This window comes from Duganella fentianensis (assembly GCF_964031615.1).
In the GTDB taxonomy this organism is placed as follows: Bacteria; Pseudomonadota; Gammaproteobacteria; order Burkholderiales; family Burkholderiaceae_D; genus Rugamonas; species Rugamonas fentianensis_A.
In genome coordinates this window covers 60,446-84,992 of sequence record NZ_CAXIQN010000020.1, presented here as the reverse complement: position 1 = coordinate 84,992, position 24,547 = coordinate 60,446, and the positions used below count along the sequence as shown (strand labels likewise).

Annotated in this window: 17 protein-coding genes and 4 tRNA genes; all 21 read left to right on the top strand. The window is 58.4% G+C overall.

Going from position 1 to position 24,547, the window contains the following annotated elements; genetic code table 11:
- Window positions 1-84 precede the first annotated feature (84 nt).
- The 21 genes from ABNT42_RS14940 (at window position 85) to xylG (ending at window position 24,547) form a co-directional block, all read left to right on the top strand.
- Complete coding sequence (locus ABNT42_RS14940; RefSeq protein WP_348698243.1) at window positions 85-1,233, top strand: efflux RND transporter periplasmic adaptor subunit; 1,149 nt, start codon at window positions 85-87, stop codon at window positions 1,231-1,233.
- Entirely contained in the window at window positions 1,230-4,322 is a 3,093-nt protein-coding gene (locus ABNT42_RS14935; protein WP_348698241.1) for an efflux RND transporter permease subunit, read from the top strand. Before ABNT42_RS14940 ends, ABNT42_RS14935 begins: the two co-directional genes overlap by 4 nt.
- A 219-nt stretch (window positions 4,323-4,541) precedes the next feature.
- Window positions 4,542-4,628, top strand: a tRNA-Leu gene (locus ABNT42_RS14930).
- A 32-nt stretch (window positions 4,629-4,660) separates the two neighbouring features.
- Window positions 4,661-6,001 carry a trigger factor gene (tig, locus tag ABNT42_RS14925; protein WP_348698239.1) on the top strand — a complete coding sequence of 447 codons (1,341 nt, stop codon included), beginning with the start codon at window positions 4,661-4,663 and terminating at the stop codon, window positions 5,999-6,001.
- A gap of 65 nt (window positions 6,002-6,066) precedes the next feature.
- Window positions 6,067-6,693, top strand: a complete 627-nt coding sequence (gene clpP / locus ABNT42_RS14920) for an ATP-dependent Clp endopeptidase proteolytic subunit ClpP (RefSeq protein ID WP_348698236.1) — start codon at window positions 6,067-6,069, stop codon at window positions 6,691-6,693.
- Window positions 6,694-6,867: 174 nt separating this feature from the next.
- Window positions 6,868-8,136 carry an ATP-dependent Clp protease ATP-binding subunit ClpX gene (clpX, locus tag ABNT42_RS14915; protein WP_348698234.1) on the top strand — a complete coding sequence of 423 codons (1,269 nt, stop codon included), beginning with the start codon at window positions 6,868-6,870 and terminating at the stop codon, window positions 8,134-8,136.
- A gap of 288 nt (window positions 8,137-8,424) precedes the next feature.
- The gene (lon, locus tag ABNT42_RS14910; protein WP_348698233.1) at window positions 8,425-10,836 is read left to right on the top strand and encodes an endopeptidase La; all 2,412 of its coding nucleotides are present in this window, start codon (window positions 8,425-8,427) and stop codon (window positions 10,834-10,836) included.
- A gap of 237 nt (window positions 10,837-11,073) precedes the next feature.
- A complete protein-coding gene (locus ABNT42_RS14905) occupies window positions 11,074-11,346 on the top strand; it encodes an HU family DNA-binding protein (RefSeq protein WP_155435929.1) in 273 nt (90 codons plus the stop codon).
- Window positions 11,347-11,396: 50 nt separating this feature from the next.
- Window positions 11,397-11,472 (top strand) — tRNA-Val (locus ABNT42_RS14900).
- A gap of 77 nt (window positions 11,473-11,549) precedes the next feature.
- Window positions 11,550-11,626, top strand: a tRNA-Asp gene (locus ABNT42_RS14895).
- 22 nt (window positions 11,627-11,648) lie between these two features.
- A tRNA-Asp gene (locus tag ABNT42_RS14890) sits at window positions 11,649-11,725 on the top strand.
- Window positions 11,726-11,925: 200 nt separating this feature from the next.
- Window positions 11,926-12,516 (top strand): PEP-CTERM sorting domain-containing protein, encoded by a 591-nt coding sequence (locus ABNT42_RS14885; protein WP_348698231.1) that lies wholly within the window; start codon window positions 11,926-11,928, stop codon window positions 12,514-12,516.
- Between the two features lie 193 nt (window positions 12,517-12,709).
- Complete coding sequence (locus ABNT42_RS14880) at window positions 12,710-14,620, top strand: SurA N-terminal domain-containing protein (RefSeq protein WP_348698229.1); 1,911 nt, start codon at window positions 12,710-12,712, stop codon at window positions 14,618-14,620.
- Window positions 14,621-14,910: 290 nt separating this feature from the next.
- Window positions 14,911-16,125 (top strand): DNA-binding transcriptional regulator, encoded by a 1,215-nt coding sequence (locus tag ABNT42_RS14875; protein WP_348698227.1) that lies wholly within the window; start codon window positions 14,911-14,913, stop codon window positions 16,123-16,125.
- A gap of 2 nt (window positions 16,126-16,127) precedes the next feature.
- Window positions 16,128-17,174 (top strand): aldose epimerase family protein, encoded by a 1,047-nt coding sequence (locus ABNT42_RS14870; RefSeq protein WP_348698859.1) that lies wholly within the window; start codon window positions 16,128-16,130, stop codon window positions 17,172-17,174.
- Window positions 17,175-17,283: 109 nt separating this feature from the next.
- Complete coding sequence (locus ABNT42_RS14865) at window positions 17,284-18,432, top strand: fumarylacetoacetate hydrolase family protein (protein WP_348698225.1); 1,149 nt, start codon at window positions 17,284-17,286, stop codon at window positions 18,430-18,432.
- Window positions 18,433-18,443: 11 nt separating this feature from the next.
- Window positions 18,444-19,232: an SDR family oxidoreductase gene (locus ABNT42_RS14860; protein WP_348698223.1), complete on the top strand. Its 789-nt coding sequence runs from the start codon at window positions 18,444-18,446 to the stop codon at window positions 19,230-19,232.
- Entirely contained in the window at window positions 19,229-20,125 is an 897-nt protein-coding gene (locus ABNT42_RS14855; protein ID WP_348698221.1) for an SMP-30/gluconolactonase/LRE family protein, read from the top strand. The genes ABNT42_RS14860 and ABNT42_RS14855 overlap by 4 nt, the downstream gene beginning before the upstream one ends.
- A complete protein-coding gene (locus ABNT42_RS14850; RefSeq protein ID WP_348698219.1) occupies window positions 20,122-21,909 on the top strand; it encodes an IlvD/Edd family dehydratase in 1,788 nt (595 codons plus the stop codon). The genes ABNT42_RS14855 and ABNT42_RS14850 overlap by 4 nt, the downstream gene beginning before the upstream one ends.
- 84 nt (window positions 21,910-21,993) lie before the next feature.
- On the top strand, window positions 21,994-22,998 hold the full coding sequence (gene xylF, locus ABNT42_RS14845; protein WP_348698217.1) for a D-xylose ABC transporter substrate-binding protein: 1,005 nt from the start codon (window positions 21,994-21,996) through the stop codon (window positions 22,996-22,998).
- A 10-nt stretch (window positions 22,999-23,008) separates the two neighbouring features.
- Window positions 23,009-24,547: a D-xylose ABC transporter ATP-binding protein gene (gene xylG / locus ABNT42_RS14840; protein WP_348698215.1), complete on the top strand. Its 1,539-nt coding sequence runs from the start codon at window positions 23,009-23,011 to the stop codon at window positions 24,545-24,547.

The window sequence follows — 24,547 nt, the reverse complement described above, 5'->3', positions numbered from 1 at the left end:
ATAATAAATTAACGGAAAGTCATTAATTTCCAAATCGTAATATTAGAGCCATCTACACTCTAGAGCAAGTTAAAGGAAGAAACCGTGACCGCCTTCACCAGACAGCGCCAGTACTACCCCCTCACTATTGTTGCTTTTGCGGTCGCCATGCTGGCAGGCTGTTCCAAGCCCGTCGAGAAGACTGAAGAGATACGCCCCGTGCGGGCCATGCAGTTGGCCGCCAGCGATGTGGCGGTGGATGCCGAGTTTTCCGGCGAAGTGCGGGCCAGAATAGAGTCACGCCTCGGTTTCCGTGTGGGCGGCAAGATCGTTGCGCGCAAGGTTGATGTAGGCACGGTGGTTAAAAAAGGTCAGGTGCTGATGCAGCTCGACCCGCAAGATCTGCAACTGGCGCAGGCGCAAGCGCTGGCCGGTCTGCGTTCGGCTGAGACCAATCGCGATCTGGCGCAGGCTGAACTCAAGCGTTATCAGGAATTGCGCGCCAAGAATTTCGTCAGCGCTGCCGTGCTCGATGCCAAGGATGCCGGTTTCAAGGCGGCGCAGGCAAATGTCGATGCGGCCCAGGCGGCCTACCGGGGCCAGTCGAATCAGGCTGGCTATAGTGCACTGGTGGCCGACATTGACGGCGTGGTAACGGCCGTGGATGCCGAAGTAGGGCAGGTGGTGGCGGCCGGCACGCCGGTAGTGCGGGTGGCCAAGCATGGCGAGAAAGAAGTGGTGATCGGCTTGCCGGAAGATAAGGTCGATAGCCTGCGCCGCGTGGCCGACGTGCAGATCCGCCTCTGGGCTGATCCGCAGCGCACCGTGGCTGGCAAGATCCGCGAGATTTCGCCCGTGGCCGATGCCGCCACCCGTACTTACACCGTTAAAGTGACGCTGCCGGATACGCTGGAAGACGCCAAACTGGGTATGACGGCCGTGGTGCAGTTCAATGCCAAGACGGCTGCGCCACAGATTAAAGTGCCGCTGACGGCACTGTATTATGAAAAATCCGCCACCTCCGTATGGCTGGTGGAGCGCAATACTGTCAAGCTGGTGCCTGTCACCGTGGGCGGGGCAGTGGGCAACGACATTGTCTTGTCCAGTGGCGTAAAAGCGGGTCAGATGGTGGTGACGGCTGGCGTGAATCTGCTTAAGCCGGGCCAGCAGGTAAAAATTCTGGGGCAGGATTTGCCAGCAGCCCATCCTGCAACCACGCCTGTCGCCACCCCGGCAGCGGGGAGCGCTAAATGAAGGGCGGCTTCAATCTTTCCCGCTGGGCGCTCGAACATATCCCCCTCACGCGCTATCTGATTGCCGTGCTGCTGATAGGCGGCATGCTCAGCTACAGCAATCTGGGGCAGGATGAGGATCCGCCGTTCACCTTCCGCGCCATGGTGGTGCGTGCCATGTGGCCGGGCGCGACCTCGCTGCAGATGGCCGAGCAGGTTACCGACAAGCTGGAAAAGAAACTGCAGGAAACGCCCGACATCGACGAGATCAGCAGCTATTCCAAGCCCGGCGAAACCACCATTATCCTGAAGCTGCGCGAATCGGCACCACCGAAAGATGTGGCGCAGTCGTGGTATCAGGTGCGCAAGAAGATAGGCGATATCCGTGGCTCGCTGCCGGCCGGCGTGCAGGGACCGTTCTTCAATGACGAATTCGGCGATACCTACGGCTCCATCTTCGCCCTCTCGGGTGACGGTTATACCTATGCCGAAATGAAGGATTATGCCGATTTCGTGCGCCAGCAGTTGCTGGGCGTGAAGCTGGTATCCAAGGTGGAACTGTTCGGCGTGCAGGACGAGAAAATCAATATCGAGTTCTCGCACCATAAATTCGCCCAGCTGGGCGTGCCGATCGAAGTCATCGCCAACCAGATTGCTACCCAGAATACGGTGGAGGCCAGCGGTGTGCTGGTGACGCCTACCGATAATCTGCAGGTACGTGTGACGGGTGCCCTGAAAACCCTGAAAGATCTGGAAAATCTGGAGTTGCGGGCAAATGGCACGACCTTCCGTCTGGGCGATTTTGCCACCATCAAGCGCCAGTATCAGGACCCTCCCGGCAATACCATGCGCTACAACGGCAAGGCCGTGATCGGTCTGGGTGTGTCGATGGAGAAGGGGGGCAATATTATTGTCCTGGGCCAGAACATGGAAGCCAAGGTAGCGGCGCTGAAAGCCAAGCTGCCGGTCGGTATCGAGCTGGAGCGGGTGTCCAACCAGCCGGAGGCGGTGAAAGCCTCGGTGGGCGAGTTCATCCATACCCTGATCGAAGCCGTGCTGATCGTGCTGGCCGTGAGCTTTGTGGCGCTGGGCCTGCATAGCAAACCGTTCCGTCTCGATGTGCGCCCCGGTCTGGTGGTGGCGCTGACCATTCCGCTGGTGCTGGCCGTGACTTTCCTGTGTATGCGCATGCTGGACATCGACCTGCACAAGATTTCGCTGGGCGCCCTGATTATTGCGCTGGGCCTGCTGGTGGATGACGCCATCATCGCGGTGGAAATGATGGTGCGTAAGATGGAGGAGGGCATGTCGCGCTTCGATGCTGCCACCTATGCTTACACCTCGACGGCCATTCCCATGCTGACCGGTACCCTGATTACCGTGGCGGGCTTCCTGCCGATCGGGCTGGCCAAGTCGGCGGCCGGCGAATACACCTTCTCGCTGTTCTCGGTGAATGCGCTGGCGCTGGTAATTTCGTGGGTGGTGGCGGTGGTGTTCACGCCCTACATCGGTTATGTGCTGCTCAAGGTCAAGCCGCATGCTGCCGGCGACCACGGTCATGAACTGTTCGATACGCCGGGTTTCCGCCGCTTCCGCGCCATCGTCAACTGGTGCGTGGAGTTCCGCAAGACCACCATCATCGCTTCGCTGGCCATCTTCGCGCTGGGCGTGTATGGCTTCAACTTCATCGAGAAGCAGTTCTTCCCTGATTCCAGCCGTCCCGAACTGATGGTGGAAATGTGGACGCCGGAAGGCACTACCTATGCGGCCAACGAAGCGCAGGTGAAAAAGTTCGAAGCGTTCATCCGCAAGCAGGAAGGCGTGGTCAGCGTGACCAGCTATGTGGGTACGGGCAGTCCCCGTTTCTACCTGCCGCTCGATCAGATCTTCCCGCAGACCAACGTGTCGCAGATCGTGGTGCTGCCTAAGGATCTGCAGGCGCGTACCGCTTTACGGGAAAAGATTATCGACGTGTTTAAACACGACTTCCCGGAAGTGCGCGGCCGCGTCAAGCTGCTGCCGAATGGTCCGCCCGTGCCGTATCCTGTGCAGTTCCGTGTGACGGGCGGCGATGTGGCCAAAGTGCGTGCGATTGCCGATCAGGTCAAGGACATCATGCGCGCCAACCCGAACACGGTGGGCGTCAACGACAACTGGAATGAATCGATCAAAGTGCTGCGCCTCGATCTGGATCAGGATCGTATGCGTGCACTGGGCGTAAGTTCGCAGACGGTGATGCGTGCAGCCAACACTGTACTAACTGGTACCACCATCGGCCAATTCCGCGAGGACATCAAGTTAATCGATATCCAGATTCGCCAGCCGGTAGAAGAGCGCAACAGTATTACGGTATTGAACAATACCAATATTCCTACGGCCAGTGGCAAATCCGTGGCGCTGAGCCAGCTGGCCCGTGCCCACTTTGTGTGGGAGCCGGGCGTGGTGTGGCGTGAAGGGCGCGAATGGGCGATTACCGTGCAGTCCGATGTGGCTGATAACATACAGGGGCCTACCGTATCGGGGCAGATCGAACCTAAGCTGAAGGCGTTGCGCGAGCAACTGCCGGCCGGCTATGCGATTACCGTGAAAGGTGCGGCGGCTGATAGTGGTTCGGCAGAAGCTTCGATTGCAGCCAATCTGCCGCTGGCGATCTTCATCATTTTCACCTTGCTGATGCTGCAATTGCACAGCTTCTCGCGTGCCTTGCTGGTATTCCTCACGGGGCCGCTAGGTGTGGCAGGGGCGGCCATGGCGCTGCTGTTGCTGGGCCGGCCGCTGGGCTTTGTGGCGAATCTGGGGATTATTGCGCTGTTCGGCATGATTATCCGTAACTCGGTGATTCTGGTCGACCAGATCGAACAGGATATTGCCGGCGGCGCCGCGCCGTGGGATGCCATCGTCGAATCGGCTGTACGCCGTTGCCGCCCAATTATATTGACGGCTGCTGCGGCGGCACTGGCCATGATCCCATTGTCGCGTTCCGTGTTCTGGGGCCCGATGGCGGTGGCCATCATGGGGGGGCTGATTTTGGCCACGGCACTGACACTGTTGTTCCTGCCGGCTTTGTATGCGGCCTGGTTCCGTGTCAAAAAGCCCAACCAAGCTGTTTAAAAACAGCGAAAATCAGCCTGTTTTGCCTATGAAATATGCAAAACAGGCTGGAAACTCGGTGGAATGTTGGTGAGCTAATAAAAATCACCACATTCTGCCGAAAAACCCGTTAGAATACCGCGTTGAAGTTGAAAGCTCCTGCAGATTACTACCGTTCATGCAGGAAAAGGGCGACCGTTTTCACTTACGGATCGCCCTTTGCTTTTGTGCAAACAAGCCGCGAGGATGGCGAAATTGGTAGACGCACCAGGTTTAGGTCCTGACGCCAGCAATGGTGTGGGGGTTCGAGTCCCCCTCCTCGCACCAACAGTATTACTTATTTTTTGGACGATTTTTACATGGCAACTGCAGTCGAAACCTTGGGCAAACTTGAACGTCGTATCACGATCTCCTTCCCGCTGACCGAGGTCCGCGCTGAAGTTGAGAAGCGCCTGAAAGTGCAAGCCAAAACGGCTAAAGCACCGGGCTTCCGTCCAGGTAAAGTGCCTCTGAAAATGGTCGCCGCACAATACGGTTATCAGATCGAAACCGAAGTGCTGAACGACAAAGTTGGCCGTGCGTTCAACGACGCTGCTAACGAAGCGCAACTGCGCGTTGCTGGCTACCCACGCATCGAACCTAAAGAAGGTTCGGCTGATGGCGTTCTGAGCTTCGACGCTACCTTCGAAGTGTACCCAGAAGTCGTGATCGGCGACCTGACCACCGTAGAAATCGAAACCGTGAAAGCGGCCGTATCGGAAGTCGAAATCGACAAGACCATCGACATCCTGCGCAAACAGCGCGTGCACTTCCACACCAAAGGTGAAGCTGGCGAACACGGCGACGGCGGCGAAGCAATCGCTGCGAACGGCGACCGCGTGACCGTGGACTTCGTTGGTTCGATCGACGGCGTGGAATTCCCAGGCGGTAAAGCTGACGACTACGCTTTCGTGCTGGGCGAAGGCCGCATGCTGCCAGAATTTGAAGCCGCCACCGTGGGTCTGAAAGTGGGCGAAGCCAAGACCTTCCCACTGGCCTTCCCAGAGGACTACCATGGTAAAGACGTGGCCGGCAAAACCGCCTCGTTCACCATCACCCTGAAGAAACTGGAATGGGCCCACCTGCCAGAAGTGGACGCCGAGTTCGCTAAATCGCTGGGCGTAGCCGATGGCGACGTGGCTAAAATGCGCGAAGACATCAAAGTCAATCTGGAACGTGAAGTCGCTGGCCGCGTGAAAGCACGCAATAAAGAAGCCGTGATGGAAGCGCTGGTGAAAACCGCCACGCTGGACGTGCCAGAAGTGCTGATCGCTCAGGACACCGAGCGTCTGGCCGAAATGACCCGTCAGGACATGGCACAGCGCGGCATGAACGTGAAAGACGTTCCATTCCCACCAGAACTGTTCAAAGACAAAGCCGAGCGTCGCGTACGTCTGGGTCTGATCCTGTCGCAACTGGTTAACGAAAACAATCTGCAAGCTCAGCCTGAACAGGTCAAAGCCCAGATCGAAGACTTCGCCCAGAGCTACGAAGATCCACGCGAAGTGCTGAAGTACTACTACAGCGACCGTCGTCGTCTGGCCGAAGTCGAAGCCCTTGTATTGGAAGAAAACGTCGTCAACTACGTACTGGGCCTGTCGAAAACCTCGTCGAAAGAAGTAGCGTTTGACGAGTTGATGGGAAGCAACGTACAAGCGTAATACAGAAAAAGCCGGATGCGGTAAGATGCCAACTCCGGCTTTATGCTGCTTCACAAGGAAATAGAATGACTGGTATGAACCGTAATCCAGCGCTGGACACTGAAATGCTCGGCCTCGTGCCGATGGTGGTCGAACAAAGCGGTCGCGGCGAGCGTTCGTATGACATTTACTCGCGCCTGCTGAAGGAACGGGTCATTTTCATGGTCGGCCCTGTGCACGACCAGATGGCTAATCTGATTGTCGCCCAGATGCTGTTCCTGGAAAGCGAAAATCCGGACAAAGACATCTCGCTCTACATCAATTCCCCTGGCGGCTCGGTGTCGGCCGGTCTGGCGATTTTTGATACCATGCAGTTCATCAAGCCTGATGTATCGACGCTGTGCACCGGCATGGCCGCCTCCATGGGCGCCTTCCTGCTGGCCGCTGGCGCCAAGGGCAAGCGTTTCTCGCTGCCTAACTCGCGTATCATGATTCACCAGCCTTCGGGCGGTTCGCAGGGTATGGCTTCGGACATCGAGATCCAGGCCAAGGAAATCCTGTATCTGCGTCACCGTCTGAACACCATCATGGCCGAACGTACGGGTCAAACCGTGGAACAGATCGCCAAAGACACGGATCGTGACCGTTTCATGTCGGCTGAAGAAGCGGTAGAGTACGGCTTGATCGACAAGATGTTGACCAACCGGGCTTGATGCATCCAGTGCAGCATTGCTAAAGAGACGCCCGGGCGATCCATCGTTCGGGCGTTTCGTTTTTATTTCAGGTAGCATGTCAGGTAGATGCGTGGTGTTGGGATAGTTAAGTTAAAATTTGTATAACATATTCCAGCGACGTCGCATCCTACTGTAACTATTAGATAAAGCCCCATGTCAGACAAAAAAACCTCCAGCGGCGAAAAATTACTGTACTGCTCGTTTTGCGGCAAAAGTCAGCACGAGGTAAAGAAACTTATCGCCGGCCCTTCGGTCTTCATCTGCGATGAGTGCATCGATCTGTGCAATGACATCATTCGTGATGAAACCTCGGCCATCGAGGCCGTCGCGGGCACCAAGTCGGATCTGCCGACGCCGTCCGAAATCAAGGATCTGCTCGACCAGTATGTGATCGGCCAGCAGACCGCCAAGCGCATTCTGTCGGTAGCGGTGTACAACCACTACAAGCGCCTAAAGCATCTGGGCAAAAAAGACGACATCGAACTGGCCAAGAGCAACATTCTGCTGGTCGGCCCTACCGGCTCCGGCAAGACCCTGCTGGCCCAGACGCTGGCGCGCATGCTCAACGTGCCGTTCGTGATCGCCGACGCTACCACCCTGACCGAAGCCGGTTATGTGGGCGAGGACGTGGAAAACATCATTCAGAAGCTGCTGCAAAGCTGCAACTACGATGTAGAGAAGGCTCAGCGCGGCATCGTCTATATCGACGAGATCGACAAGATTTCGCGTAAATCGGACAATCCTTCGATTACCCGCGACGTGTCGGGCGAGGGCGTGCAGCAGGCGCTGCTGAAACTGATCGAAGGCACCATGGCTTCGGTACCACCACAAGGTGGCCGCAAGCATCCTAATCAGGACTTCGTACAGATCGATACCACCAACATCATGTTCATCTGCGGTGGTGCGTTCGACGGTCTGGCCAAAGTGATTTCCGACCGTTCGGAAAAATCCGGCATCGGTTTCGCTGCTACTGTGAAGAGCAAGGAAGAGCGTAGCGCTTCCGACGTGCTGCAGGAAGCCGAACCGGAAGATCTGATCAAATTCGGTCTGATTCCGGAACTGGTCGGTCGTCTGCCGGTGGTGGCCACGCTGGCCGAACTGACGGAAGAAGCGCTGATCCAGATTCTGGTCGAGCCTAAGAATGCACTGGTCAAACAGTACGCCAAGCTGCTCGACATGGAAGGCGCCGAACTGGAAGTCCGTCCTGCGGCACTGCACGCCATTGCCAAAAAAGCGCTGGCACGCAAAACGGGTGCACGCGGTCTGCGTTCCATCCTCGAACACGCGCTGCTCGATACCATGTACGAACTGCCCAATGAAAGCAATGTGACCAAAGTGGTGATCGATGAAAATACGATTACCAGCGGCGCGAAACCATTGCTGATTTATGAAGAAGCCGCTAAAGCCTCTGGTGAGAATTAATTAACTTGTGCACACTTGCCGCGCACTTCGACAAATTTCATTTCGCATCTGCGGGGCAAGGCGGTACAATTTGACTCAATAAGAGTACGCAGGCTTCAAACGGAAAGCCACTCGTGACAGCATCGTTTGTCACGCGTGGCTTTTTTATTTCCGAGTTTTACTGCTGCTTTTAGAGTTATATCGTTATACGGAAATATTCTTTGTTTAGAAGAACAAATTAACGTTAACGGTCTTGTGATCTGGTGCTTCGCGCCCACATCATAAACACGCTTTCACATAAGGTACGCCATGACAACTTCCAAATTAACTGAGCAAACTCAACTGCCGTTATTGCCGCTGCGGGACGTTGTAGTTTTCCCGCATATGGTGATACCGCTGTTCGTAGGACGCCCAAAATCGATTAAGGCGCTGGAAGCCGCTATGGAACAAGGCAAGAGCATCATGCTTGCCGCCCAAAAAGCCGCTGCCAAGGACGAACCTTCTGCTGCCGATATCTATGAAATCGGCTGCGTGGCCAATATTCTGCAAATGCTGAAACTGCCGGACGGCACCGTCAAGGTGCTGGTGGAAGGCGCTCAGCGTGCACGCATCAACCGTATCACCGATACGCCGGCCCACTTCGTGGCCGATCTGACGCCGCTCGATTCGGAGCAGGGCGACGATTCGGAAATCGAAGCAATGCGCCGCGCCATCGTTCAGCAGTTTGACCAGTACGTCAAACTCAACAAGAAAATTCCACCAGAGATCCTCGCTTCGCTGTCGGGTATCGATGATGCCGGTCGTCTGGCCGATACGGTGGCTGCCCATCTGCCGCTGAAACTCGAACAGAAGCAAGTCATTCTGGAAATCTTCAGTGTGACCAAGCGTCTGGAACATCTGCTGGGTCAGCTCGAAGGCGAGCTCGATATTCTGCAGGTGGAAAAACGTATCCGTGGCCGCGTCAAGCGCCAGATGGAGAAGTCGCAGCGCGAGTACTACCTGAACGAGCAGGTCAAAGCCATCCAGAAAGAACTGGGCGAGGGCGAAGACGGTGCCGATCTGGACGAGCTGGAGAAGAAAGTGGCGGCCGCCAAGATGCCGAAAGAGGCTCTGGACAAGGCCAATGCCGAGCTGAAAAAACTCAAGCTGATGTCGCCGATGTCGGCCGAGGCGACCGTAGTGCGTAACTATATCGATACGCTGGTCAGCCTGCCTTGGAAGAAAAAATCCAAGGTTAACAACGATCTGTCGAACGCCGAGAAAGTGCTCGAAGGCGACCATTACGGTCTGGAAAAAGTCAAAGAGCGCATTCTGGAATATCTGGCAGTGCAGCAGCGCGTTGACAAGCTGAAAGCGCCGATTCTGTGCTTCGTTGGTCCTCCGGGCGTGGGTAAAACCTCGCTGGGTCAGTCGATTGCCCGTGCCACCAACCGTAAATTCGTGCGTATGGCACTCGGTGGTGTGCGTGATGAAGCAGAGATCCGCGGTCACCGTCGTACCTACATCGGCTCGATGCCGGGCAAGGTGCTGCAATCGCTGGCCAAGGTCGGTGTGCGCAACCCGCTGTTCCTGCTTGACGAGATCGACAAGATGGGCGCGGACTTCCGTGGCGATCCTTCTTCGGCGCTGCTGGAAGTGCTCGATCCGGAACAGAACCACACGTTCTCGGACCACTACATCGAAGTCGATTTCGATCTGTCCGATGTGATGTTCGTGGCGACCTCGAATTCCTACAACATCCCGCCAGCACTGCTGGACCGTATGGAAGTGATCCGTCTGTCCGGTTACACGGAGGACGAGAAAACCAGTATCGCCCAGCGCTATCTGCTGCCGAAACAGATCAAGAACAATGGTCTGAAAGAGGACGAGATTTCCGTAGCCGAATCGGCTTTGCGCGACATCATCCGCTACTACACGCGTGAAGCCGGTGTGCGTTCGCTCGAGCGCGAAGTATCGAAGATCTGCCGCAAGGTAGTGAAGATGCTGTTGCTGAAGAAGTCCGACAAGAAGATCGCCGTGACGTCGAAAAATCTGGATAAATTCCTCGGTGTGCGCCGTTACGATTTCGGCGTGGCCGAGAAGGATAACCAGATCGGTCAGGTAGTCGGTCTGGCATGGACGGAAGTGGGTGGCGATCTGCTGACCATCGAAGCCGTGTCGATGCCGGGCAAGGGCGGGGTTATCCGTACCGGTACGCTGGGCGACGTGATGAAAGAGTCGATCGAAGCGGCACGCACGGTGGTGCGCAGCCGTGCCCAGCGCCTCGGCATCAAGAACGAAGTGTTCGAGAAGAGCGATATCCACATCCACGTGCCGGAAGGTGCGACGCCGAAAGATGGTCCATCGGCCGGCGCTGCCATGACGGTGGCCATGGTGTCGGTATTCACGGGCATTCCGGTGCGTGCCGATGTGGCGATGACGGGTGAAATCACGCTGCGTGGCGAAGTGCTGCCTATCGGTGGTCTGAAAGAGAAGCTGCTGGCGGCGCAGCGCGGTGGTATCAAGACCGTGCTGATCCCCGAGCAGAACGTCAAGGATCTGGCCGATATTCCGGACAATGTGAAAAACAAGCTGGAGATCGTGCCGGTACGCTGGATCGATAAAGTGCTGGAAATCGCCCTCGAGCGTCTGCCGGAACCACTGGCGGAAACGGCGCCGGTAGAAGCGGTGGCCGCTGCTGCAGCCAAGCCTGATGGCCAGGCCGAAGTGGTCAAGCATTAATCGGCCGGGAGCACATTTCTTAGGCGGATAAGCGATTAATTCTCGCTGACACCACAAACGGGCGCTTTTATAGCGCCCGTTTGTTATTTTGCGCGGTATTTCTATAGTGCAGTCCTTGACATAAGTACAGGCTGGCTTGTTTAATACGGCCTGAGATTTTTCCAGACCTGCCAGTTTGCAGTTAAATGCACGCTAACGCAGGCTAAAATGATATAACCTTTGTGACGGGGAATTGCTTTGAATAAGACTGAATTGATCGACCATATCGCAGCGACCGCTGATATTTCGAAAGCTGCCGCAGCACGCGCACTGGACGCGGTGATCGATGGCGTAACCACCACTCTGCAAAAGAACGACAGCGTCACCCTGGTCGGCTTTGGCACCTTCTCGGTGAGCGAGCGCGCTGCCCGTACCGGCCGCAATCCACGCACCAAAGAAGAAATCACCATCGAAGCAGCAAAAGTTCCTAAATTTAAAGCTGGTAAAGCTTTGAAAGATGCTGTAAACTAACGGACTTCGGTGAGCAGCTGACAACAGCAAGCTCACCAAAGCGCGAAATTGGGCGGTTAGCTCAGTTGGTAGAGCGGAGCCCTTACAAGGCTTAGGTCGGGAGTTCGAGCCTCTCACCGCCCACCAGTTTGGCGCTAGTAGCAAGCAGTAAGATGTAGTAGAATGCAGTAATCAGAAGTTAGCAGTACCTAGTGTGTTTTGCTGGAGCGGTAGTTCAGTTGGTTAGAATACCGGCCTGTCACGCCGGGGGTCGCGGGTTCGAGTCCCGTCCGCTCCGCCAACAAAACCACAGTACTCGTATAGGAGCGGTAGTTCAGTTGGTTAGAATACCGGCCTGTCACGCCGGGGGTCGCGGGTTCGAGTCCCGTCCGCTCCGCCAAGAACAAGATACCCCGTCGCTAAATATTAGCTACGGGGTTTTTCTTTTTGTGCGTCCGATTAATAAAACCGGAGATTTTTTATTCATCCGGAAATAAAAATTAATTAATCGTATCGTGCGCAGGGTTTTATTAGCACCCTTGTAAGATGTTTGAACGTCAACCACGTTCTTAAATGAACATTTTTAATAGGGGGTGCATTATGGTATTTAAAAAACTGCTCGTTTCGGCAGCACTGCTGGGGGCATCGGCAGCGCAGGCTGCGCCATTGTTTAGCGATAATTTCGATACCGATACGCTAGGGCTGAATGCGATTGCTTTTAATGGCGGCTGGTCTGTCAGTGGTGGCACGGTCGATATTATCGGTGCGCCGGGCTTTTTCGATCTGGTGCCGGGCAATGGCCGTTACATCGACCTCGATGGTTCGACCGGCAAGTCCGGTATCTTTGCCAACTCCATCGATGTCGTCAACGGCATGAGCTACACCCTGAGTTTCGATCTGGCGGGGAATAACCGTGCCGCGGGCACGGACACGGTGGTGGTGAATTTCGGTAGCGGCAGCCAGACTTTCACCCGTGCGGCGACGGATGGCTTCCAGACCTTCACCATGAACTACGTGGCGACGGGTACGGGTAAAGTGGGCTTCAGTTTCATCGATCAGGGTGCCGATAATCAGGGCGCGCTGCTGGATCGGGTGAGCGTCGCGGCAGTGCCGGAGCCGGAAACCTATGGCATGCTGCTGGGCGGTCTGGCCTTGCTGGGCGTCGTGGCACGGCGCCGTCGTCAGCGCTAGGATAGCTGGCTGAAGGTAGAGGGCTCGCTACGGCGGGCCTTTTGTTTTTCGGGCGTTGCAATGTGTCTGTTTTGCCAAGGATTTGCACTTGCTATAGAGGGGGCTGCACTGTAAAATCGGCCAACTGGAATCGGCGAACGCGAGTTCGCCGTTTTTGTATGTGCAAGTCCCACTCAATCCGAATTGGCAGACCATGTTTGAATTTATTCGTACCCATCAACGCCTGATGCAGATTTTCCTGGCGATCATCATCGTGCCATCGTTCGCCTTCGTCGGCATCGGTAGTTATAAGAGCTTCGGTGACGACGCCAATACGATTGCTAAAATCGATGGCAAGCCGCTGACTCAGCAGGAATTCGATAACGCCGTGCGTAACCAGCTGGACAATTATCGCCAGCGTCTGGGCGCCCAGTTCGACCAGAAAATGTTCGACACCCCCGAGTTCAAGCAGAACCTGCTGTTCCAGCTGATCGCCGAGCGCGCCATTGCTGCGGAAGTGCTGCGTTCCCACTTGACCGTGAGCGATGCGCTGCTGCAGCGCGTGATCAAGGAGCAGTTCGGTGGCGAAGGCGCGTTCGACATGGAGCGCTACAAGTCGATTCTGGCCGCCCAGGGCATGACGCCATCCATGTATGACCAGCGTCTGCGCCGCGACCTGACCCTGCAACAGCTGGGCAACGCCGTACAGGCAACGGGCTTCGCTCCACGTGCCGTGGCGAAAACCCTGTCCGACATCGGTGCCCAGGAACGCGAAGTACAGGAGCTGCTGCTGCCAGTGGCTGACTTCGTGCCACAGGTCAAAGTCACGGACGAGATGGTCAAAGCTTTCTATGACAAGAACGCCAAGTTCTTCGAAGTGCCCGAACAGGCCAAAATCGAATACGTGGTATTTAATAGCGACTCCGTGCTGAGCCAGATCAGCGTGTCGGATGCTGAAGTGGCTACCTATTACAACGCCAATCAGGCTGGTTTCACCACGCCGGAAAGCCGTCGTGCAGCACACGTGCTGGTGGCTGTGAAAAAAGGCGCTAGCGCTGCCGAAGTGGCCGCTGCCAAAGCCAAAGCCGAAGCGATCGTGGCCGAACTGCGTAAAGCACCGGCTGACTTTGCCAAAGTGGCTAAAGCCAAATCCGACGATGCCGTATCGGCCGAGCAGGGTGGCGATCTCGATATCGTCACCAAGGGCGCGCTGCCAGCGCCGGTAGAAGCTGCCGTACTGAAACTGAAGCAGGGCGAGATCAGCGATGCCGTCCAGTCCGACTACGGCTTCCACGTACTGACCGTGACCGCACTCAAGCCAGCCGTGGTCAAGCCGCTGGAGGAAGCGAAGAGCGAAGTGGCCGCAGTACTCAAAAAGCAGAAAGCCGCCAAGAAATATTCGGAAATGGCCGAAACCTTCTCCAACACCGTGTACGAACAGGCTGACAGCCTGAAGCCGGTGGCTGACAAGCTGGGCCTGAAAATCGAAAGCGCCAGCAATGTCAGCCGCACGCCGGGTCCTGCCGCTGGCGCTGCGCCATACAACAACGCCAAGTTCCTGACTGCACTGTTCTCGAACGAATCGATCAGCAGCAAGCGCAATACGGAAGCCGTGGAAACGGCACCGAGCACGCTGGTAGCTGGCCGTATTGTCGAGTTCAAGCCAGCCAGCAAGCGTCCTCTGGCCGAAGTGGATGCGGCGATCCGTCAGCGCGTGACGATGGAAGAAGCGGCCAAACTGGCGGCCAAGGCGGGTGCCGAGAAACTGGCGGCTTTCAAGAAATCGGGCGATGCCAGCGGTTTCGCTGCGGCCAAACTGGTGTCGCGTTCCAAGCCGGAAGGCATCAACGGTCTGGCCATGCAGGACATCATGAAAGCCGACACCACCAAGCTGCCAGCCTATGTGGGCGTGGATGTGCCGGGGCTGGGCTATGGCGTGTATCGCATCAGCAAAGTGCAGCAGCCAGCGGTGCAGGATGAAGAGCGTCGCAAAGCGGAGGCCGAGCAGATCAACAACATCACTGCCCAGCAGGAAATGCATGACTACATCGAACTGCTGAAGCAGAAGGCCAAGGTCAAGATCCTCAAGCCTATCGCTACGGCGACGGTGGTTGAAGTGAAGTAAATCTAGTTCTGCGCTCCTGACGGTGCGCATGTAAGAGTTCAGAAAGCCGGCGAAATGCCGGCTTTTTGCATTTCTGCGCGGATCAATCGGCGTTCGACAGGATGCCTGTTGTAGAAAGTTGTCAGTTGTCCGATCTCTTGTATGTTTTTGTACTAAATTTGCCAGAAAACAAACTATAGCCATGCATAATTGCAAGGCCATTTGGTGATTTTCATAATTGAGCCCGCTGCCTTAGCACGGCAGAATGCTGGCATACCTATAAAAAATACAAGGTTGAGGAGACCGTCGCCATGTCGACGACTAAAACGCATCGCGTCGCGTTGCTGTTTAACGCGAATAAGATTTTTGACCGGGAAGTGATTACCGGCATCGCGGAATACCTGTCCAGCACCCGCAGTTCGTGGGACCTGTTTCTGGAGGAGGACTTCCGTTTGCGCCTGCCCGGCATCGAGAAGTGGCAGGGCGACGGCATCATCGCGGATTTCGATGATCCTGCCGTTGCCGCTGCTCTGGCCGAAAGCAAGATCCCCGTGGTGGCGGTGGGGGGCTCGTATGCCAATCCGGCAGACTATCCCCGTGGCGTGCCTTATGTGGCGACGGATAACTTCAAGCTGATCAAGCTGGCCTATGACCATCTGATCGAAGCGGGCTTGCGCCACTTTGCCCTGTTCTCGCTGCCGGAAGCAGAGGGCAATCGCTGGGGGCAGGAACGCGAGAAAGCCTTTACTGCACTGATGCAGCGCGAGCGCTTTAATGTGGAAATCTTCCGTGGTCTGGCCACCAGCGCACAGTCCTGGGATGAGGCGGTAGAACAGCAGATCCGCTGGCTGCACAGCCTGCCTAAGCCGGTCGGCATTATCGCCGTGACGGATGCACGGGCCCGTCAGCTGATGCAGGCCTGCATGCTGGCCGGTATCGCCGTACCGGAGCAGGTGGCTTTGATAGGCATCGATAACGATCCGCTGGCGCGCATGCTCACGCGTATTCCGCTGAGCTCGGTCATTCAGGGCGCACAGGAAATGGGCCGCACGGCTGCCCACCTGCTGGACCAGATGCTGCACGGCGTACGCCTGAATAATACCTGCATACTGGTGCCGCCGGCCGGCATCAATGTGCTCGCTTCGAGCAAGCATGAAGCGACGCGCCACCCGTATGTGATGCGGGCTTGCCACTTCATCCGCCAGTACGCCTGTCAGGGCATCAAGACCGATCAGGTGGCTGATTATGTGGGTATTTCGCGCTCCTCGCTGGAAGCTTATTTCCGCCGCGAACTCGGTTACAGCGTGCATGACCAGATCCTGCGCTTCCGGCTGGAGGCGGCCACCGCCATCCTGTCGAATGGCGACTGCAATCTGGTCGATGTTGCGCTCAAATGTGGTTTCACCTCCAGCCAGTATATGCATCTGGTCTTCAAGCGCGAGCTAGGCTGCACTCCGCGTGCCTATCAGCAGCGCGCCGCAGAAGACCGCCATGCCGCACCGGCTACTTACGAAGGAATTGTTTAGTGATGATAGACAGCATGGCCGATACGGGCGCCGACGCCGAGGCGCAGGACCAGCTCTTTGAACTGCGTAACGCCGATGGCATGAAAGTCACCATCAGCGAGCGCGGCGCAGCGCTGGTTGCGTGGAAGGCGCCTGACCGTTATGGCCGTCAGGCCGATGTGGTGCTCGGTTATGCCGAGCATGCGGCCTATCGCGACAATCAGGTCTATCTGGGCGCCATCATCGGACGCTGGGCGAACCGGATTGCCGCGGGCCGCTTCGAGCTCGATGGTCAGCCCGTGCAGACGGTGGTTAATGACCGCGGCAATCACCTGCACGGCGGCCCGCTGGGTTTTCATATGCTGCGCTGGGAAGGTGCGGCCGACGAGGAGGGGGTGTCGCTGCGCCTGACTTCGCCAGCAGGTGACGCCGGCTTTCCCGGCCAGCTGGAAGTCTGTGTGCGCTATCAGCTTGATGACCGGGGCGCGCTGCGTATCGACTATCAGGCGATCAGCGATGCGGCCACGCCGATCAGCCTGACGGCCCATCCTTACTTCAACCTCAACGGCGGCATTGCCGATGTGGGCGACCACATGCTGCAGATCGATGCCGACGAATATCTGGCCACCGATGCCAGCGGTATTCCGCTGGCGCGCACTTCCGTCAGCGGCACAGCGTTCGATTTCCGTCGTCCCGCCGCGATCGGTGCGCGCCTGTGCTGGCCCGACCAGCAGTTGCAGCTGGCGCAGGGCTTCGATCACTGTTTCTGTCTGCGTGATAGTGCGGAAGGTCGCTCCGGCCCGTTACGGGAAGTGGCGCGTGTGGTGGATCCCGGTTCGGGCCGCTGCCTGCAGGTGGCGACGACGGAGCCGGGCTTGCAGTTTTATAGTGGTAATTATCTCGACGGTGTACGCGGCTATGCCGCGCGGCCGTACACCCGCCACGACGGCTTCTGTCTGGAAGCTGGCCACTTTCCTGACCAGCTCAATAGCCCTCAGGCGGCGGCTGCCATCCTGCGGCCGGGGCAGGTTTACCGCCAGACCACGATCTATCGTCTGAGCTTGCAATAACTCTGCGGAATCATGACTGCCGTTGGTGAGTTTCATAATTGCCGCGGCGGGTCACACAAGGCAACATCTGATCCGTCGAATAAATTACCTAACGCAGGAGACGAAACAAGTGACAGATGCTAAGTTGGCGATATTGCCGGAAGATAGTGAGCGGGCATTGCTGGTAGGCCGGGTCTGGCGTGCCGGCATCGGGCCTTCGGTGGTGACCGTGCGTGCCGGCCAGCTGGTGGATATCAGCGCGCAGGCGGCGACCATGTCGGAACTGCTCGAACGCAGCGACGTGCTGGAAGTGATACGCCACGCTGAAGGTGAATCGCTGGGCCCGCTGGATGCCGTGCTGTCGGCCAGCGAAGGCGATATCAGCCTGCTGGCGCCGTGCGATCTGCAAGCCGTCAAAGCTTGCGGCGTCACGTTTGCCGTCAGCTTGCTGGAACGCGTGATCGAGGAACGTGCCAAAGGCGACCCGTCGCGTGCTGCCGCGCTGCGGCTGGAAATCCAGAGCCATATCGGTGCCGACCTGTCAGCCATCCGTCCCGGCTCGGAACAGGCGGCGCGGCTCAAGGCGGATCTGATCGCGCGCGGCCTGTGGTCGCAATACATGGAAGTGGGCATAGGGCCCGACGCCGAAGTATTCACCAAGGCGCAACCGATGTCGGCCGTTGGTCACGGTGCCAGTGTGGGTCTGCATCCGGATTCGCAGTGGAATAACCCTGAACCGGAAATTGTGCTGGCCGTGAACAGCCAGGGCCATGTAGTCGGCGCCACGCTGGGCAACGATGTGAATCTGCGCGATATCGAAGGACGCAGTGCGCTGTTGCTGGGCAAGGCCAAGGATAACAATGCTTCGTGTGCCATCGGCCCGTTTATCCGCCTGTTTGACGAGCACTTCGGCATCGAGCAGATCCGTGCGGCGGAAGTCAGCCTGCTGATTCGTGGCACGGACGATGGCTTCGAGCTGCAAGGCAGCAGCCGTATGCGCGAGATCAGCCGCGATCCGCTGGAACTGGTAGCGCACGCCCATGGCCGCCATCACCAGTATCCAGACGGTTTCATGCTGTTCCTCGGCACCATGTTCTCTCCGACCAAGGACCGTGATGCGAGCGGCGCCGGCTTCACCCACCATCTGGGCGATCTGGTGCGGATTTCGACGCCGGTGCTGGGCACGCTGGAAAACAGCGTGCAGCGCAGCGATCAGTTGCCACCCTGGACTTTCGGCCTGCGTGCCCTGTATCAAAATCTGGCCGCACGCGGTCTGTAGAAAGGTAGTCGATGAATCAATCGGACAAAACGCTGGTCTATCCGCAGTATCAGGAACTGGCTGGGCGCACGGTGGTAATCACGGGCGGCGGTAGCGGGATAGGCGCAGAAATGGTACGCGCCTTCTGCCTGCAGGGCGCCCGCGTGTTCTTCCTCGACATCGCCGAACAGGCGTCGCAGCAACTGGTGGCGGCACTCGCCCCACAGCCGCAGCCACCCGTCTACCTGCCGTGCAATATGGCTGATCTGGATGCTGTGGCGCAGGCCATGGCGCAGATCGAGCAGCAGGCAGGCGTGATCCATGTGCTCATCAATAACTGCGCAAATGACGACCGCCATGCCGTCGCCGATGTCACGCCGGCCTACTGGGAGGAGCGCATGGCAGTCAATCTGCGCCACCAGTTCTTCTGTGCGCAGGCCGTGGCGCGTGGCATGCGTGCCGATGGTGGTGGCGTGATCCTGAATCTGGGCTCGATCTCGTGGCATCTGGCACTGCCGAATCTGAGCCTGTACATGACGGCCAAGGCCGCCATCGAAGGCATGACGCGCGGTCTGGCACGTGATCTCGGACCTGACCATATACGCGTCAATTGCATCATTCCCGGTGCCGTGCGCACGCCGCGCCAGATGGCGCTGTGGCATACGCCGGACGAAGAGGCGCGCATACTGGCGGGACAGTGCCTGCCTGAGCGGGTCGAGGTGGAAGATGTTGCCGCGATGGCGCTGTTCCTCACGTCGAATGGTGCGCGCCGCTGCAGCGGTCGTAATTACTACGTGGATGCAGGATGGTTCGGAGCATGAGTATGCAGGATTACAGCGCTCCCGAGGTTTTGTGGGAAGTGGGTGCGACGCTGGGTGAAGGCGTGCTATGGCACGCGCCTAGCGCCAGTGTGTATTTTGTCGATATCAAGCAGCAGCGCATTCATCGCTGCGATGCACGTGGTGGCCGCCGCATGAGCTGGGACGCACCGGCGCAGATCGGTTTTCTTACGCCCACCTCGAACGGGCGCTGGCTGGCTGGCCTGAAAGGCAGCCTGCAGTATTTCGATCCGGCCACTGGCGCATTTACCCACTATTGCGCGCTCGAGCCGGAACAGCCTAACAACCGCAGTAACGACGGCTATGTCGATGCCCAGGGCCGGTTGTGGTTCGGCACCATGGACGACGGCCAGCAGCTGGCGACGGGCGCGCTGTACTGCTGTGGCGCCGATGGCGTACCACGCCGTGCCGACAGCCACTACATCATTACCAATGGCCCCGCCTGCAGTCCCGATGGTGCGACGCTGTACCACACCGATACGCTGGGATTGCAGACCTTTGCTTTCCGCCTCGATGCGGCTGGCCAGCTGCATGACAAACGCGTGTTCGCGCGCTTTGCCGGACGTGGCGGCCATCCGGACGGCATGGCCGTCGATACGCTGGGTCGCGTGTGGATCGCTATCTTCGGCGGTAGCCGGATCGAACGCTACAGTGCCGATGGCGAATATCTGGACAGCATCGCTTTGCCATGCTCCAACATCACCAAGCTGGCATTCGGCGGTCCGGATCTGCGCACGGTGTTCATCACCACGGCGCGCAAAGAACTCTCCGCCGCCGCGCTGGAGCAGCAGCCGCTAGCGGGTGCGCTGTTCACGCTGCACAGCGAAGTCGCCGGCTTGCCGGCCCATGTACTGCAACTGGGAGGCCGCGCATGAGCGAGCAGGATAAAAAAACGCGGCGCTACCGCTCGCAGGACTGGTTCGACAATCCCGAACGCATCGATATGACGGCGCTGTATCTGGAGCGCTTCATGAACTACGGGATCACGGCGCAGGAACTGCGTTCCGGCCGTCCCATCATCGGCATCGCCCAGAGTGGCAGCGACATCAATCCGTGCAACCGCATCCATCTGGAACTGGCCAAGCGGGTACGCGAAGGCATCCGCGATGCGGGCGGGATTGCGCTGGAATTCCCGATTCATCCCACCTTCGAAAACTGCCGCCGGCCAACGGCGGCGATCGACCGCAATCTGGCCTATCTGGGGCTGGTGGAAATTCTGCATGGCTATCCGCTCGATGCGGTGGTGCTGATGACGGGCTGCGACAAGAGTACGCCGGCCCAGCTGATGGCTGCCGCCACGCTCGATCTGCCCGCCATCGTCCTATCCGGCGGGCCGATGCTCGATGGCTGGTTCAACGGTGAACTGGTGGGCTCCGGTGCCGCGATCTGGAAGGGGCGGCGCCAATTGGCCGCAGGCCAGATCGACAACGAACAGTTTCTGCAGATCGCCACAGCCTCGGCACCATCGGCTGGCCACTGCAATACCATGGGCACGGCTTCGACCATGAATGCGCTGGCCGAAGCGCTGGGCATGTCGCTGACGGGGTGCTCCGCGATTCCTGCGCCATACCGCGAGCGCGGCCAGATCGCCTATGAAACGGGGCGCCGCATCGTTGGACTGGCACAGGACGATGTGCGGCCATCGCAGATTCTGACGCGTGACGCTTTCCTCGACGCGATTGTGGTCAATGCTGCCATCGGCGGTTCTACCAATGCCCAGCCGCACATCATGGCAATGGCGCGACACGCCGGCGTGGAGATCACGCCGCAGGACTGGATGGCGGTCGGCTACGACGTGCCGCTGCTGCTGAATATGCAGCCAGCCGGTAAATATCTGGGCGAGCGCTTCCACCGTGCCGGTGGTGTGCCCGCCGTGATGTGGGAACTGCAGCAGGCCGGCCTGCTGCGCAGCGAGCGTCCTACCGTGACGGGGCAGACCATGGCGCAGAATCTGCAGGGCCGCGCCAGTAACGACCGCGAGATGATCAAGCCGTTCGCCGAGCCGCTCAAGACGCAGGCCGGTTTCCTCGTCCTCAAGGGCAATCTGTTCGATTTTGCCATCATGAAGACCAGCGTGATTTCGGCCGATTTCCGCCAGCGCTATCTGTCCACACCCGGTCGTGAAGGGGTGTTCGAATGCCGCGTGGTGGTGTTCGATGGTGCCGATGACTACCACACCCGCATCAATGATCCGGCGCTCGGCATCGATGCCCAGACCATGCTGGTGATCCGTGGCGCCGGCCCGATAGGCTGGCCCGGCTCGGCCGAAGTGGTGAATATGCAGCCGCCCGATGCGCTGATCAAGCAGGGCATTACCGCCTTGCCGACGCTGGGTGACGGCCGCCAGTCCGGTACTTCGGACAGCCCGTCCATCCTCAACGCGTCGCCGGAAAGTGCGGCTGGCGGCAATCTGGCATGGCTGCGCACTGGCGATACGGTGCGGGTCGATCTGCACGCCGGTAGCTGCGATGTGCTGCTTAGCGATGAAGAAATGGCACAGCGCCGCGCCAGCGAGCCGGTTCCGCCGGTGCCGCCTAGCCAGACGCCATGGCAGGAAATCTACCGTGCTACAGTGGGTCAGCTACAGTCGGGTGCCTGCATGGAGCTGGCGCTGAACTATCGCGCAGTGGGGCAGGATATGCCGCGCCATAATCACTAGCAAGCGTCCCTTACTGGCATTAAGATATGACGATACAAATCTGACGATAAAAATCAGACGATAACAAAATTACTGGAGGCTTTAATGAAACATGTTCTGAGTGCTATGGCACTGGCCATTGCTACGCTGTGTGCCAGTGCACCGGCCAGCGCCGATGCCAAACATCCTAAAATCGGCTTCTCCATCGACGACCTGCGCGTCGAGCGCTGGACCCGTGACCGTGACTATTTCGTTGCCGCTGCCGAGCAGATGGGCGCCAAGGTGTACGTGCAGTCGGCCGACGCCAGCGAACAGCGCCAGATGGCGCAGATCGAGAATCTGATTGCGCGTGGCGTGGATGTGCTGGTGATTGTGCCGTACAACGCTACCGTGCTGGCCAATGCTGTCAGTCAGGCCAAGAAGGCCAAGGTCAAAGTGCTGTCGTATGACCGTCTGATTCTGAACGCCGATGTGGATGCCTACATTTCGTTCGACAATACCGCGGTGGGCGAACTGCAGGCCACGGCGCTGGTACAGCTGAAGCCCAAGGGTAATTACTACCTGCTGGGTGGTGCGCCGACCGACAATAACGCCAAGATGCTGCGCGAAGGCCAGCTCAAAGTACTGCAGCCGCTGGTCGATAAGGGGGCGATCAAGATCGTCGGCAAGCAGTGGGTCAAGGACTGGAGCGCTGCCGAAGCCATGGCCATCGTGGAAAATGCGCTGACGGCGAATGGCAACAAGATCGATGCGGTAGTGGCCTCGAACGATGGCACGGCAGGTGGTGCGATTCAGGCGCTGGCCGCGCAGAAGCTGGCCGGCAAGGTGCCAGTGTCGGGCCAGGATGCCGATCTGGCGGCAGTACGCCGCGTGATCGCCGGTACACAGGCGATGACGGTCTACAAACCGCTGCGCCAGATCGCGGGCGAAGCGGCCAAGCTGTCGGTGCAACTGGTGCGCGGCGAGAAGCCGGTGACGCAGGCGCAGATCGATAACGGCTACAAGAAGGTCGATACGGTGCTGCTCAAGCCTATCCTGCTGACGTCGGCCAACGTCGATCTGCTGGTCAAGGACGGCTTCTACACTCAGGCCCAGCTGGCCGGTAAATAAGGCGCTACGCATGTCGGAATATCTGTTTGAAATGCGCCAGATCGTCAAGCGTTTTGGCGGTGTGGCGGCGCTCAACGGGATCGATCTGAAGATCCGTCCCGGCGAGTGCATCGGCCTGTGTGGCGAGAATGGCGCCGGCAAGTCGACTCTGATGAAGGTGCTGTCGGCGGTCTACCCGCACGGCAGCTGGGAAGGCGAAATTCTGTGGGAAGGCCAGCCGCTGCGCGCGCACTCGGTGCGCGAGACGGAAGCGGCCGGCATCATCATCATCCATCAGGAACTGATGCTGGTGCCCGAGTTGTCGGTGGCGGAAAACATCTTCCTCGGCCACGAGCTCACGCTGCCGGGTGGACGCATGAACTATCCGGCCATGAACCAGCGCGCCGAAGCGCTGCTGCGCGAACTCAAGCTGCCCGATGTGAATGTGGTGCTGCCCGTGAAGCAGTATGGCGGCGGCCACCAGCAGCTGATCGAAATCGCCAAGGCGCTCAACAAACAGGCCAAGCTGCTGATTCTGGACGAGCCGTCAGCTTCGCTGACGGCGGCCGAGACGGATGTGCTGCTGGAGATCGTGCGCGGCCTGAAAGCCAAAGGCGTGGCCTGCGTCTACATTTCGCACAAGCTGGAAGAAGTGGCTGCAATCTGCGATACCGTGGTGGTGATCCGCGACGGCCAGCATATCGCCAGCACGCCGATGGCGCAGATGGATGTGCCGACCATCGTGGCGCAGATGGTGGGGCGCGAAATGAGCCAGATGTATCCGCACATTCCCCATGAAGTGGGCGAAGTGGTGCTGGAAGCGCGCCATATCAGCTGCTACGACCCGGATCAGCCGTCGCGCAAGCGGGTCGATGATGTGTCGTTCTCGCTGCGCAAAGGCGAGGTGCTGGGCATTGCAGGGCTGGTCGGTGCGGGCCGCACGGAACTGGTGAGCAAACTGTTTGGCGCGTATGGCGGCATGTCGGAAGGCGAAATCTGGCTGAACGGGCGCAAGGTGGAAAACCGTACGCCGCTGCAGGCCATTGCGCACGGCTTTGCCTTGGTGCCGGAAGACCGCAAGCAGCATGGCATCGTGCCCGATCTGGGCGTGGGCGCGAATATCACCCTGTCGGTGCTGCAGCGCTACACGCGCCTGACGCGCATCGATAGTACGGCGGAACTGCTGGCGATCCATCAGCAGATTAGCCAGCTGGCGCTGAAGACGGCTAGTCCGGCATTGTCGATCACGGCGCTTTCGGGCGGCAACCAGCAGAAGGCCGTGCTGGCCAAGATGCTGCTGACCGAGCCGCAGGTGCTGATACTCGATGAGCCTACCCGTGGCGTCGACGTGGGGGCCAAATTCGAAATCTACCGCCTGATTCTGGAACTGGCTGCGCAGGGCGTGGCCATCATCATGGTGTCGTCCGAACTGCCGGAAGTGCTGGGCATCTCGGACCGCGTGCTGGTGATGGGCGAAGGGCGTCTGTGCGGTGACTTCATCAATCAGAATCTGACTCAGGAACAGTTACTGGCCGCTGCTATCGGTCAGGAGCAATACAGCGTAGCGTAA

Excerpts from the sequence above, each read along its gene's own strand:
- clpP (WP_348698236.1), top strand. The coding sequence starts at position 6,067 with ATGACTGGTATGAACCGTAATCCAGCGCTGGACACTGAAATGCTCGGC.
- lon (WP_348698233.1), top strand. The coding sequence starts at position 8,425 with ATGACAACTTCCAAATTAACTGAGCAAACTCAACTGCCGTTATTGCCG.
- xylF (WP_348698217.1), top strand. The coding sequence starts at position 21,994 with ATGAAACATGTTCTGAGTGCTATGGCACTGGCCATTGCTACGCTGTGT.
- ABNT42_RS14850 (WP_348698219.1), top strand. The coding sequence starts at position 20,122 with ATGAGCGAGCAGGATAAAAAAACGCGGCGCTACCGCTCGCAGGACTGG.
- ABNT42_RS14885 (WP_348698231.1), top strand. The coding sequence starts at position 11,926 with ATGGTATTTAAAAAACTGCTCGTTTCGGCAGCACTGCTGGGGGCATCG.
- xylG (WP_348698215.1), top strand. The coding sequence starts at position 23,009 with ATGTCGGAATATCTGTTTGAAATGCGCCAGATCGTCAAGCGTTTTGGC.
- ABNT42_RS14880 (WP_348698229.1), top strand. The coding sequence starts at position 12,710 with ATGTTTGAATTTATTCGTACCCATCAACGCCTGATGCAGATTTTCCTG.
- ABNT42_RS14860 (WP_348698223.1), top strand. The coding sequence starts at position 18,444 with ATGAATCAATCGGACAAAACGCTGGTCTATCCGCAGTATCAGGAACTG.
- ABNT42_RS14855 (WP_348698221.1), top strand. The coding sequence starts at position 19,229 with ATGAGTATGCAGGATTACAGCGCTCCCGAGGTTTTGTGGGAAGTGGGT.
- clpX (WP_348698234.1), top strand. The coding sequence starts at position 6,868 with ATGTCAGACAAAAAAACCTCCAGCGGCGAAAAATTACTGTACTGCTCG.
- ABNT42_RS14870 (WP_348698859.1), top strand. The coding sequence starts at position 16,128 with ATGATAGACAGCATGGCCGATACGGGCGCCGACGCCGAGGCGCAGGAC.
- tig (WP_348698239.1), top strand. The coding sequence starts at position 4,661 with ATGGCAACTGCAGTCGAAACCTTGGGCAAACTTGAACGTCGTATCACG.
- ABNT42_RS14935 (WP_348698241.1), top strand. The coding sequence starts at position 1,230 with ATGAAGGGCGGCTTCAATCTTTCCCGCTGGGCGCTCGAACATATCCCC.
- ABNT42_RS14875 (WP_348698227.1), top strand. The coding sequence starts at position 14,911 with ATGTCGACGACTAAAACGCATCGCGTCGCGTTGCTGTTTAACGCGAAT.